At 59.4% G+C, this 12566-nt stretch carries 11 protein-coding genes; 8 read left to right on the plus strand and 3 right to left on the minus strand.

The genetic code is table 11. From position 1 onward, the window contains the following. Positions 1 to 316: 316 nt before the first annotated feature. From PMA3_RS18485 to PMA3_RS18495, 3 genes are all read left to right on the plus strand, one after another. Positions 317 to 1360, plus strand: coding sequence for an AraC family transcriptional regulator (locus tag PMA3_RS18485; RefSeq protein WP_064678533.1), 1044 nt, complete (start codon positions 317 to 319; stop codon positions 1358 to 1360). A gap of 150 nt (positions 1361 to 1510) precedes the next feature. Next, positions 1511 to 2545 (plus strand): AraC family transcriptional regulator, encoded by a 1035-nt coding sequence (locus tag PMA3_RS18490; protein WP_064678534.1) that lies wholly within the window; start codon positions 1511 to 1513, stop codon positions 2543 to 2545. 98 nt (positions 2546 to 2643) lie between these two features. Next, complete coding sequence (locus PMA3_RS18495; RefSeq protein ID WP_064680750.1) at positions 2644 to 3048, plus strand: DUF6632 domain-containing protein; 405 nt, start codon at positions 2644 to 2646, stop codon at positions 3046 to 3048. Positions 3049 to 3196: 148 nt separating this feature from the next. Here PMA3_RS18495 and PMA3_RS18500 read toward each other — a convergent pair whose 3' ends face one another. Continuing rightward, on the minus strand, positions 3197 to 5779 hold the full coding sequence (locus PMA3_RS18500) for a bifunctional diguanylate cyclase/phosphodiesterase (protein ID WP_064680751.1): 2583 nt from the start codon (positions 5777 to 5779) through the stop codon (positions 3197 to 3199). 263 nt (positions 5780 to 6042) lie between these two features. Here PMA3_RS18500 and PMA3_RS18505 point away from each other — a divergent pair, with 263 nt between their 5' ends. After that, positions 6043 to 6243: a hypothetical protein gene (locus PMA3_RS18505; RefSeq protein WP_064678535.1), complete on the plus strand. Its 201-nt coding sequence runs from the start codon at positions 6043 to 6045 to the stop codon at positions 6241 to 6243. A 277-nt stretch (positions 6244 to 6520) separates the two neighbouring features. Here the strand turns inward: PMA3_RS18505 and pobA are convergent, their stop codons facing one another. Next, the gene (gene pobA / locus PMA3_RS18510) at positions 6521 to 7708 is read right to left on the minus strand and encodes a 4-hydroxybenzoate 3-monooxygenase (protein WP_064678536.1); all 1188 of its coding nucleotides are present in this window, start codon (positions 7706 to 7708) and stop codon (positions 6521 to 6523) included. A 152-nt stretch (positions 7709 to 7860) separates the two neighbouring features. Here pobA and PMA3_RS18515 point away from each other — a divergent pair, with 152 nt between their 5' ends. Next, positions 7861 to 8733 (plus strand): helix-turn-helix domain-containing protein, encoded by an 873-nt coding sequence (locus PMA3_RS18515; protein ID WP_064678537.1) that lies wholly within the window; start codon positions 7861 to 7863, stop codon positions 8731 to 8733. 54 nt (positions 8734 to 8787) lie between these two features. Here PMA3_RS18515 and PMA3_RS18520 read toward each other — a convergent pair whose 3' ends face one another. Further along, the gene (locus tag PMA3_RS18520; protein ID WP_082930368.1) at positions 8788 to 9453 is read right to left on the minus strand and encodes a GntR family transcriptional regulator; all 666 of its coding nucleotides are present in this window, start codon (positions 9451 to 9453) and stop codon (positions 8788 to 8790) included. Positions 9454 to 9708: 255 nt separating this feature from the next. On the opposite strand from PMA3_RS18520, the gene PMA3_RS18525 reads away from it, so the two are divergent. Genes PMA3_RS18525 through PMA3_RS18535 form a run of 3 tightly spaced genes read left to right on the plus strand, consistent with a single transcriptional unit; the run spans position 9709 to position 12564 of the window. After that, positions 9709 to 10962 (plus strand): NRAMP family divalent metal transporter, encoded by a 1254-nt coding sequence (locus PMA3_RS18525; RefSeq protein ID WP_237140650.1) that lies wholly within the window; start codon positions 9709 to 9711, stop codon positions 10960 to 10962. Between the two features lie 28 nt (positions 10963 to 10990). Further along, complete coding sequence (locus PMA3_RS18530; protein WP_064678539.1) at positions 10991 to 11761, plus strand: LamB/YcsF family protein; 771 nt, start codon at positions 10991 to 10993, stop codon at positions 11759 to 11761. Beyond that, on the plus strand, positions 11758 to 12564 hold the full coding sequence (locus PMA3_RS18535) for a putative hydro-lyase (RefSeq protein WP_064678540.1): 807 nt from the start codon (positions 11758 to 11760) through the stop codon (positions 12562 to 12564). Before PMA3_RS18530 ends, PMA3_RS18535 begins: the two co-directional genes overlap by 4 nt. Positions 12565 to 12566: the final 2 nt, after the last annotated feature.

Below are 12566 nucleotides of genomic sequence, written 5' to 3' on the forward strand. Positions count from 1 at the left end.
GAGAGGGTGTCCCGCACTGAGCTTCACAGGACACAATCTTGTGAATTTGGGACAGGACTAACGCCTGTAGAGGGGCGTCTGCCGCCGCCGGCTTCGGCCGCCCGGCAATGTCCCAATATGCCAAGAAATTATCCCACCATGCCCATGGCGCCGCGCTTGTGCTCCCTAAAATGGGACCGAGTTTCCTGCTCTGCACTACGCCAGACCAGGGTCGAAGATCGCTAGCGCTAGCCGTATTTCCGCAAGCGCCGTCTTCTCGCTCACTACATCTTCGATGAAAAAGAAACGCCGCCATCGGCCGAGGGAGATCCTGCGCATGCCCAAGCTTGTTCGCGTCGCCGTTTTGACCAAATACCTGGAAGTCACCCAGGACCTGGGATTCAACCCGCGTGACGTGCTGGCAGTTGCCGGCCTGAACAAGGCTCAACTGCAAAGCCCGGACTATCGCATTCCGATTGATGCCGCCGTGCGCCTGCTGGAAGATTCGGCCGCCGCCAGCGGTTGCCAGACCTTCGGCCTGCGCATGGCCGAGTCACGCCAGCTTTCGGACTTCGGTGTCGTCAGCCTGCTGCTCAGCCAACAGCGCACCCTGCGCGACGCCTTGCAGGTGATGGAGCGCTACCGTCATCTGATGAACGATTCCCTGGGAATCTTCGTTGAAGAGGCCGGCCGGATGGTGATCATTCGTGCCGAGATGGTCACCGAATCCTTGCTGCCCAATCGCCAGGCCACGGAGCTGGTCATTGGCGTGCTGTTCCGCTTGTGCTCGACACTGCTCGGCTCGAAGTGGCGCCCCTACGGCGTCAACTTCATGCACCAGGCGCCAGACAGCCTGCACCTGCACCGGCGCCTGTTCCGCTGCAATCTGGAATTCGGCAGCGAGTTCAACGGCATTGTTTGCTCCGACGCCAGTTTCGATATGATCAATCCCAATGCCGACCCGGCCATGGCCCGTCATGCCCAAGCCTACCTCGATTCGTTGCAGCGCGATGACAGCACCTCGATGCTGTACGAGGTGCGCAAGGCCATCTACCTGTTGTTGCCCATGGGGCGCGCCACCATCGAGCAGATCGCCCTTTCGCAAGGCATGAACGTGCGCACCTTTCAACGCCGCCTGCAGGACGACGGCTGCGTCTTCAACGACCTGATCAACGACGTGCGCCGTGACCTGGCGCTGCGTTATCTGGAGAACCCGAACAACTCGATGAGCCGCATCGCCGACATGTTCGGCTTCTCCATGGCCAGCTCCTTTACCCGCTGGTTCATCAACCAGTTCGGCATGCCACCGGCGGCGTGGCGTAGCGCGCAGAAACAGCCCGGTCTCTGCGCAGGGAGTGCCGCAGTTCCTGAACCCTGCTGAGTACTCATTGCCCCCCGCCTTGCACCGCGGGAGCGCTTTCGGGGTCAGGCACGCTCTGACCCTGAAGGTGGGCAATACCTTCCGTGCCACCGCATCCTGCACTAAGCTTCGCAGGACACAATCTTGCGAAATCGGGACACGAGAGAAATCATGTATACCCTGACGCGGAGTGCCAGCCTTACCGACTATGAGCAGGTTGCCCGATCAGTGGGCCTCGATCCTTTTCGTATGCTGCGGATGGCCAAGCTGCCGGCCGGTGCCCTCGACGATCCGAACATCATGATCAGTAGCGATTCGGTCGGGTGGCTGCTGGAAGAGTCAGCCCGATTGTCCGGTCAGGAGGCTTTCGGCCTGCTGCTCGCCGAAAAGAGACACCTTTCCAACTTCGGCATGCTGGCGCTGCTTATCCGCGAAGAGCCAACCCTGCGCGCCGCCTTGCAATCCTGCTTTCGCTATATGCGACTGCATAACGCCGGCGTGCAATTATGGCTTGAGGATGCAGGCGATCTGACCCTGCTGCATGTGGGTGTGAACATGCAGGGCCATCATGGCGTCTGGCGCCAGGCGATTGAACAGGCAACCGGCATTATCCTGCGCACGTTGTGCATTCTGAGCGGCTATACCTTCCGGCCGGTCAGGGTCAGTTTTACTTACGAGCCCCCCTCCAGCCTTGAAGTACACCACCGCGTGCTGGGAACCGCGATCGAGTTCTCTCAGGAATTCAATGCCATCGTGTGCCGCGGGCGCGATCTGGATATGGCCATACCTGAGGCGGACCCGGCGCTGCATCGTGAAGTGAAGCGATCGCTGGACATGCAATTGGCTAACCTGCCCGACGAGCCGACGCAGCAGGTACGCCAGATCGTCAAGATGCTGCTGCCAAGCGGACTGTGTTCTGTCGATGCGGTTGCCCAACATCTTGGCATGCATCGACGCACCCTTAACCGACACCTGGCCACTGAGGGTGAGAGTGTCACCACGATCATCAACGCCGTACGGGCTGAACTCGCCGAAGAGTATCTGGCCAACAGCAAACGCCGATTATATGAGGTGGCCGAACTGCTCGGCTTTTCCTCGGCCGGTGATTTTTCACGCTGGTTCCGCAGCCAGTTTGGCAAGACGCCTTCGAATTGGGTCGCGTCCTATCGAGAGAGCAAGGCGCCGCCCGGGCCCCACCTTCAATAAATCGCTTCATGATCGCCCTCGCTACGATCTCGACGATCAAAGGCGCTATCATCCCCACTTGGGGTCAATTGAGAGTCAGGCCCAAAGAGGAGTCCGCCATGACCGTAGTCGATCGCCTCAGGTATTTGCGCGTCGTTCTGGTTTTGGCTGGCCTCGCGTGCCTTGCTCTCTACCCACTTATGTTGTTCTGGCCGTCCGGCTGGGCCTGGCACGTCGGTCACTCGGACTACCCGATGATGATCGTTGGCATCTACGCCACACTTGGCGTGTTCTTGATCCTGGCCGCACGTGATCCATTAGCCAATCTGAGCCTGATCTGGTTCACCGTGTGGTCTAGCGCCGTACACGGAGGAATCATGGCCGTCCAGACGGTCACCCAGCCGGGGCAAATGGGGCACTTGGCAGGTGACGTGCCGGCGCTCTTCATCGTGGCGGTTGCCTTGGCCATCTTGACGCCCCGCTCGCAATTGGTCGCTCGGCCCCGGACACGCAATGGGGCCTAAGAGCAAGTTTGACTGTCAGGATCGGGTCGATAATCGCGTTTCTACGCATTTTTTTGGTCTGCTGATCAACCAAGCGCCGACAGATTTTACGTAGCAGCCCCCACGCCACGACCGAAACCCTCGCGGTTTATCTGGTCGAGACTTCCCTTCAAACCCTGCTCTTGATGTCTGTATTTTTTCTGGCCTTCACCAACAAGTTAAAGGCGTCTGTATCAAGTGGCCGACTCAGAAAAAATCCCTGGCCTTCATCGCACGACACCGCCTTCAGCAACGTCAAGTGCTCAGCGGTTTCAATCCCTTCTGCCGTAACAGTGAGCGATAACGCCCGGCCCAGACCCACAATCGCCTGGATGATGGATTCATCATCACTTCCAACCAGGTTGTTCAGAAAGCTGCGGTCTATCTTCAGGCCATCGAAGGGAAAGCTGCGCAAATAACTCAGTGAAGAATACCCAGTGCCGAAGTCATCCATGGCGATGCGCACGCCAAGGCGCTTCAATGTACGCATTAGCTCCAGCGCGCCGGGGGCATCTTCGAGCATGACGTTTTCAGTAATCTCCAACTCTACCCGGGCAGGCGCGATTCCCGAGTTGTGCAGTGCTTTCTGCACGCGCTCTATCAGATTGCCTCGCTTGAATTCGCTAGGTGAAAGATTGACTGATACAAACAAATGTTCCGGCCACCGGGCGGCGCAACGGCAGGCGGTGTCGATGACCCAGTCACTCAAGGACAGAATCAGCCCGGATTCTTCAGCAATGGGGATGAACGTATCGGGAGGTATCAGACCGCGCTCAGGATGTTGCCACCGTACCAACGCTTCGGCGCCGACCATCTGCCCGTCTGAGATACGGTAACGTGGTTGGAAATGCAGTCGAAGTTCTCCGTGCTTGATTGCGAAGCGCAGATCGCTTTCCAGACGACGCCGCTCAATGATCCGGGCGTTCATGTCCCCCGCATAGAATCGCCAGGTATTGCGACCTCCAGCCTTGGCTTCGTACAACGCGATATCGGCATAACGGAGCAGCTCGGTCGCCTCGCAAGCGTCATTTGGCGCCATGGCGATGCCGATACTGGCGCTGACAAACACTTCTTGTTCATGGATCTGTATCGGCTGCTCGATGGTCTCGATGAGACGGCGACAAAGCGCCTCGACTTCCTCCTGGGAACTGACATCGGTGAGTATCAGTACAAACTCGTCCCCCCCAACCCGAGCGACAAGATCTCCGTGGCGAACACAGTCCGCCAAGCGGCTCGACACCTGGTTAAGCACCAGATCACCTGCAGCATGCCCTAGCAGGTCATTCACTGGCTTGAATCGATCCAGGTCCAGGCTGAGCATGACCAAGGGTTGCTCTACTGTCGGCATGGCTTTGAGCTTGCCATCAAGAAACTCCTGCAGTCGGGTCCGGTTGGGAAGTCCGGTCAGGGCATCATGTTGTGAAAGGAATTCGATTCGCCGACGGGCTTCGACCTCCTCCGTGACGTCGGTGGCTGTCCCCCGGAAGCCTCCACTGGCCATTGCTCGCGCCGAGAGACGGGTGATTCGCTCGTTGCCATTTGTATCGACGTAGCGACACTGAACGCTGATATTCGGACGACGGTTTGGAATACTGAGCCACTGCGATAATGTGCCTAGTTCCGTGCGCAGCAGATCATCCATCGCTGCACCAATCCATGCCTCCCTGGAGAGGCCCGTGACATCTTCAAACCGCTCGGAGAGATAAGTGAAGCGCCAGCCAGCGTCCATTTCCCATACCCAATCCGAGCTGGCCTCGACCACATCGCGAAAGCGCGCCTCGCTGGTGGCAAGGTCGGCCTGGCTGCTTCGCAGTGATGAATAGCTGGCATCCAGCGCCTGCGCGGCGGCTGTGGTACGACGCAAGATGACCAAAGTCATCAGGCACACCAACAGCGCAGCGAAGCCCACCAGGGGCAAACCCAGCGCCAGTAATTGCAGACCTGGTTTGTGCGGACTCCAGTGCAAACTGCCTGCTGCACCGGTCTCGCCCAAGGGGTAACCAGACACCAGGGGGCCATCGTCGGGAGTGGCCATGTGCAGGCCATCTACCCCGAAATCCCGACCTATCGTTGCGAGCTTGGCGCTGTCCAGAATGTCGACGAAAATCAATACCGATGACGACCTGTCATCAGCCAAGACCGTCGGATCGGTTCCCGGGGTAATCGCAGCGGCAGCGACCAGGGCTGGTACGCCTCCAACATTGATGAAGGTAGTGGTCGGTGTTTCGGTTTCCGCGCCCTCACGGGCCTTTTCGAGAATCCCGTCGATGGACTGCTCGAGCCATTGTTCGACTTCAACTGACGCCCTCTCACCCTTGACCACGGAATAAACGGTGCGGTTGACATCGTTGACGACAAACACGCCCTGAAATCCAAAGTCTGTGAAAAGTGTCGTCCCGACATTTTGTCGGACGTAGGCCCAGTCCGGGTCTACCTCAATGTGCAAGTGCTTGTAGGCATCCCCCCAGAATGCGTAATCCTTGACGGTCGAGCGCAGGGATTTTTCCAACGATTCCACGGCTTTCTTGGTGTAGAAGGCACTGTCGACCTCCTTCGCTTGATCCAGATTCTGCGCAACATAAACCAGTGAACAGCAGGCGAGCAAGAACACCCCAGCCAGAAGACCGACAAACTTGAACAGCGAAGCGCGGGTCAGGGCCACGCTTGAGCGATTGGTTGGAGAACAAAGGATAGGGGGGAGATCGTTAGGCATAAGTTCCCGCTGGTCGTTGAGGCAAGGCATTTGGATACCTGGGTATCGGCAGTCGACGCGAAATAGTGAGCGTCCGTACGTCGCGCCAAGCCCGCCGGCTTGATCGATGGCAACGATGCGCATGAGCTGCGAGAACTGGCCGATGCGGCCTGCAGTCACCACCTTGAAGACTCGATACCCCGCGAACTAAATCAATAGGTACCCACTGCCTGCTATTGCGTTACGCTGGGTAGGCCATCACGGCACCAACAAAAGGGCCCTGTATGCAATTGCATGAAGCGATAGATTTGAAAGAAGCGTATTCGGTCAGCGGCGCCAACAAGGCGGTTCAGGAAGGTTGGAAATTATTGGCCATTGCACCCGGTGCGAATGGCGTGACTTACGTCCTTGGCAAGCAGGCAGATAAGGAAAAACCCAAGCTGCCGACAGCGGACGAAATCGCACGAGCCAATAACCGGGGGTAGCGTCGCGTTACGATCGGGGGAAAGGTCGACTCATTACGTCTACTTTTACTTCGGCCTCAAGGACGGCCCGGTGGTGCTGGATGTTCCGCTTTTACGGCCCGGATAGGGCCTTGTTCGATAAGACTCATCGGACGAAGTGGTCGCACAGCTGCTCCAGTGACAAAACCACCGCGCCAGCGCAAGACTGTTACCGGCAATCGATGCTTCGGTCGCTCATGAGCGGTCTCCTGTCTTGATGGCGTGGCGCGCCGGTCTTTAACTATCAAGCATAGGCTGCTTACTCGACAGCTTCGTAAGGCAACCCCACATAGTTTTCCGCAATGTTGACCAACCCAGCGTGCGAATTGAAAAAATACTCCCGATCAGCCTGCTGCATCTTCTGGTCCCACGCATCTTTATGCTCGCCAAAATCATGCAGCAGATTGGTCATGAACCAGCTGAAACGCTCGCCTTTCCACACACGGCGCAGGGCCAGTTCGGAGTATTTTTCGAGCAAGTCGGTGCGGCCCTCCTGGTAGACCTTGACCAGGATGCGATACAGGTAGTGCACATCGGAGGCGGCCAGGTTCAGGCCTTTGGCGCCGGTCGGCGGCACGATGTGCGCGGCGTCGCCGACCAGGAACAGTTTGCCGTACTGCATCGGCTCGACCACGGAGCTGCGCAGCGGCGCGATGCTCTTTTCCAGTGAAGGACCGGTCACCAGCCTGTCGGCCACGTCTTGCGGCAGGCGGGCCTTGAGCTCGTCCCAGAAGCGCTCATCGGACCACTGTTCGACCTTGTCGGTCAGCGGCACTTGCAGGTAGTAGCGGCTACGGGTCAGCGAGCGCTGGCTGCACAGGACGAAGCCGCGGTCGTGGTGGGCGTAGATCAGTTCATGGTTGACCGGTGGGGTATCGGACAACAGGCCCAGCCAGCCGAACGGATAGACTCGCTCGTAGTGCGTGAGCACGTCTGCGGGAATGCTCTGTCGAGAAACGCCGTGGAAGCCGTCGCAACCGGCGATGTAGTCGCAATCGATGCGGTGGGTTTCGCCATTTTTTTCGTAGGTGACGTAAGGGCTTTCACCCTTCATGTCGTGGGGCTGCACGTTCTCGGCCGAATAGATGGCCGGGGCGCCGTTAGCGGTGCGGGCCTCCATCAGGTCGCGGGTGAGTTCGGTCTGGCCATACACCATGACGGTCTTGCCGCCGGTGAGCGTCTTCAGGTCGACGTGGATGCGCTTGCCGGCCACCTGCAATTCGACACCCTCGTGGACCAGGCCTTCGGCATCCATGCGTTCGTGGACGCCGGCTTCGCGCAGCAGGTCGATGGTGCCTTGCTCGAGGACACCGGCACGAATGCGGCTGAGGATGTAGTCCGGCGTCTGGCGTTCGACGATGACGTTGTCGATGCCGGCGCGATGCAGCAGTTGACCGAGCAAGAGGCCGGACGGGCCGGAGCCGATGATGGCGACTTGGGTTTTCATGGCGGTAATCCTGTCTTGTGCGACTCAAGGCGTGACGCCTCGCAGTCTGTTTGTTTTTGTTACCTGTATTTTTAGTGGATGAAGCAGGGATAAGAAGGCACTATCTGATGCATTCCATGGACTTTTCATGGATGGTCGCAAGGGAGGCAGAAATGTCGAAATCACTCGCTACACCGGTGCCGGTGTTTAAACTTTACGGTGAGACCGGCGCCTGGCCGACACCCGATCTGATTCATTGCGAGTCGATTCCCGAGCGCAGCAAACTGCACGGCTGGGAAATAAAACCCCATCGGCACAGCGATCTGGTGCAGCTGTTATATGTGCAGTCGGGGCAGGCGACGCTGAAGGTCGAAGACGTGATCAACCACATCGATTCACCCTCGCTGCAAGTCGTGCCCGCGCTGAGCGTGCACACCTTCAAGTTCTCCGAGGATATTCAAGGCCACGTGCTGAGCCTGGCGCAGCCGCTGGCCGAGCAACTCGGCGCCTCGCTCAACAGTCCCGTGCTGACCACCGCGGCCTGTTACCCGATCGGTTCCGCGCACCTGTATCTGGACACGCTGTTTTCCGCGATCACCCAGGAATACAGCCAGCCCCAGCCCGGCCGTGATCCGATGCTGCAATCGTTGATCACGGTGCTGTCGATCTGGCTCAGTCGCCGCAATCTGGAACAGTCGTTACCGGACGCGCAGTTCGACCGGGGTCGCGAGTATTTGAAGAATTTCAGCCGGACGCTGGAGCTGCGCTTTCGCGAGCACCTGCCCATCGAGCACTATGCGGCCACGCTGGGGATCAGCGGCGCGCACCTCAACGCCCTGTGCCGGCGCCTCTCGGGGCAATCGGCCTTGCAGATGATCAACCAGCGCCTGTTGCTGGAGGCCAAGCGCGATCTGGTCTACACCACCATGACCATCAATCAGGTGTCCGACAGCCTGGGCTTTTCCGAACCGGCGTACTTCTCGCGCTTTTTCAAGCGCGGCACGGGGCTGTCACCGAAGCAGTTCCGCATTCAGCGTGAGGGGTGAATCCTTGCAACGCAGGCAATCGAGCCGGTGACGGGCGGCCAGGACCCGACTCTCCTATCGGTTCATACTGCGTTCGTAGGCTGCCAGAACGGTGCGCTCCGATTGCACCAGATAGGCTTCGAGCATCTGGGTTGCTTCCTCTGGTCGCCCCTCTTCTATACAGCGCAGGATTGAAGCGTTCATGTCGATGTAAGGCATATGCAGGAACTCGGGATCATCGAGCAGACCGAAGGCCAACCGCAGCTCGGCAGATATCTGCCCATAGAACACCACCAATCGCGGGCTGTCGGCCAGCTCGACGATAGCCTTGTGGAACATCATGTTAGCGGTGCCGACTGCCATCCAGTCCTTGGCTTCACGCGCTCGAATGCCGACCTCCACCGCTTCCCGCATATGCAGTGCTCCCGGATGCAGCGGGTAACCCTGAGCAATGGCCTTGCATTCGATAAAGCGGCGGACACGATAGATGTCAATGATCGACGCCATATCAGGTTCCGCCACGGTCACCCCTCGATTGGGCTCATGCTTGAGCAGCCCCTCGCGGGTCAGGACCCTGAACGCTTCTCTCAAGGTGTTGCGTGAAATCTGCAGGCTTTCGGCCAGGGCCGCTTCGGACAGCCGCTGGCCCGGAGCCAATTCACCTTCGACCAGCATTCTGCGGACCTTCTGGGTAATGGATTCTCCCAGCGAGCGAGGAAGGGAAGGTGAAACGTCGTTCATATGCGATCCGGAGTCAGAGAAAGTCATTTCGATGTTCCATCAGAGCTCAGCCCATGGCAAGAAGCAAGGGTGACGTGTGCATCATTAAGTAACACGCAGGAGTGATAAGGTTACAAACTGGTGCGCATTGTCGACCTATCACCTAAGTATTGTTCAACAATCAAATGGCTATGTATCAACACATACAGCCCGATGATTGAATCTTGGCACGCTCGTTGCTCAATCAAACCAACTCCCACCCGTAGGAATGATGCCGTGACACAGACAGCCGTGACACCGACCCAGACCGCTCAAGATTTTACAAAGGCGCGACGCTCTTCCCTGATCGCCGCCATTTTCATGATGGCGACGTCTGCCATCGGCCCTGGCTTCATCACCCAGACCGCCACGTTCACGGCCAAAATGGGTGCGGCATTTGCGTTCGGTATCCTGGCGTCGATTCTGATCGACTTCGTGGTTCAACTTAACGTCTGGCGCATCGTCTCCCTGACCCGAATGCGTGCCTCGGATCTGGCCAACAAAGCGATTCCTGGCAGTGGTTACGTGCTCGCGGTGCTGGTGATCTTCGGCGGGCTGGTGTTCAACGTCGGCAACATCGCCGGTGCCGGGCTGGGTCTGAACGCGCTGATGGGGCTTGATGCCAAATGGGGCGGCAGTCTGAGCGCCCTGCTGGCCATCGGCATCTTCCTCTCCCACCGCGCCGGATTGGCCGTCGACCGGCTGATCGTCGTGCTGGGTCTGGTGATGATTGGCATGACGCTGTTCGTAGCCTTTGCCTCTAACCCGCCACTGGGTGAAGCCCTCTACCAGACCGTACTTCCGGACGAGATCAACTTCGCCACCATCACCACCATTGTCGGCGGCACGGTCGGCGGTTACATCACCTATGCGGGGGCTCACAAACTGCTGGACCGCGGTACTACCGGTGTAGAAAACCTCGAGGCAGTGACCAAGGCTGCCCTGAGCGGCATCCTGGTTACCGGTCTCATGCGCTACATTCTGTTCCTCGCCATCCTCGGCGTTGTTGCCAGCGGCGTAATCATCGACACCTCGGGTCAGGGCGCCAATCCGGCCGCACAGGCCTTCCAGGCAGCGGCGGGGCAGATCGGCCTGCGCGTCTTCGGTCTCATCCTCTGGGCCGCCAGTATCACCAGCGTGATCGGCGCCGCTTACACCTCCATTTCCTTTATCACCGTGTTCAAGCCGAACATTACCGAGCAGGGTCGCAACCGCGCCACCACCGTGTTCATCGCCCTGTCGCTGCTGATCTTTGTCGTGATGGGTACTGCTCCTGCCGCATTGCTGCTCTTCGCGGGCGGTTTCAACGGCCTGATACTGCCAATCGGCCTGAGCATCTTCATCTACGTCGGCTGGCGCCGGTCCGACCTCATGGACGGCTACCATTACCCACGCTGGTTGCTGGTGCTGGGCGCCCTGACCTGCCTGCTGACCTGGTACATGGCAATCAACTCCGTCGTGCCGATCTTTGCCTTCCTCAACGTTGCCTGAGCCCGATAACGAACAAGGAGTCACGTAAATGCCAACGATAGATATCAACAGCGACCTGGGTGAAAGCTTTGGTGCCTGGAGCATGGGCGACGATGCCGCGATGCTCGATGTCGTGACCAGCGCCAATGTCGCCTGCGGTTTTCACGCCGGCGACCCGGCCGGCATCCTGCGGACACTGAAAGCTGCAGCGGCAAAAAACGTCACCATTGGTGCCCATGTCGCTTACCCGGACAAAGTGGGCTTTGGCCGACGCAACATGGACCTGGCCAGCGATGAGCTGACGGCCGACGTGATTTACCAGATCGGCGCGCTGCAGGGCCTGGCCAAGGCCGCCGGCACCTGCGTGCGTTATGTGAAGCCCCATGGCGCCTTGTACAACACCATCGCTCACGACCGCCGTCAGGCGCTGGCCGTGATCGAAGCCATCCGCGCGATCGACGCCAACCTCATATTGGTTGCCTTGGCCGGCTCAAGCCTGATTGAACTGGCCCGTAACGAGGGTCTGCAGTGTATCGCCGAAGCGTTCGCTGACCGTGCCTATACGCCCCAGGGCACCCTCGTCTCTCGCCGCGAACCAGGCGCCGTGCTGCACGATCCCAAGCTCGTCGCCCAACGTATGCTGCGCCTCGTTGAAGACGGCACCATCGAAGCGATCGATGGCAGCCTGGCCAGAATCCAGGCCGACTCGATCTGCGTCCATGGCGACAGCCCGGCAGCGGTGGAAATGGCCCGCGAGCTGCGCCGCGTGCTGGAACAGGCCAACATGTCCTTGCAACCCTTTGCCGGAAGTCGCCCATGAACGCCCTCGATCGCGCGCGCCAGGCGGCCATCGCCGCTGGCCGCGAAGCACGCTCGGCCTACCGTGGCGGTCTGGTCACCCCCACCGCCGGTATCGCACCGGGCATGACCCAGGCGAACCTGATTGCCTTGCCGCGTGACTGGGCCTATGACTTCCTGCTGTATGCCCAACGCAACCCGAAAGCGTGTCCGATCCTTGACGTCACCGATGCCGGAAGCCCAAGCACCCTGCTGGCTGACGGCGCTGATCTGCGAACTGATCTGCCCCTGTACCGCATCTGGCGTGACGGGAAGCTGGTGGAAGAAGTCAGCGACGCCACGAAAGCCTGGGCCGAACACGACGATATGGTGACCTTTCTGATCGGCTGCAGTTTTACCTTTGAAACGGCCCTGCAAGAGGCCGGCATTGAAGTGCGGCATATCGCCGATGGCTGCAACGTGCCGATGTACCTGACCAACCGTGCCTGCCGTCCGGCCGGACGCCTGAAGGGTGACACGGTGGTTTCCATGCGACCGATCCCCGCCGATCGCGTGGCCGAGGCCTGCAGTATCTCCGGGCGCTACCCCTCGGTCCATGGCGCCCCGGTGCACATCGGCGAGCCTGGGTTGCTTGGCATCCAGGACCTGGCGCGACCCGACTTCGGCGACGCCGTACGCATCGAGCCGGGCGAGATCCCGGTGTTCTGGGCGTGCGGAGTAACGCCCCAGGCGGCGGTCATGGCCTCGGGCGTGCCCTTTGCGATCACCCATTCGCCCGGCCATATGTTCATCACCGATGTGCCTGACAGCACGTACCACGTCTAGGA

It is taken from the genome of Pseudomonas silesiensis, assembly GCF_001661075.1.
Classification (GTDB): domain Bacteria; phylum Pseudomonadota; class Gammaproteobacteria; order Pseudomonadales; family Pseudomonadaceae; genus Aquipseudomonas; species Aquipseudomonas silesiensis.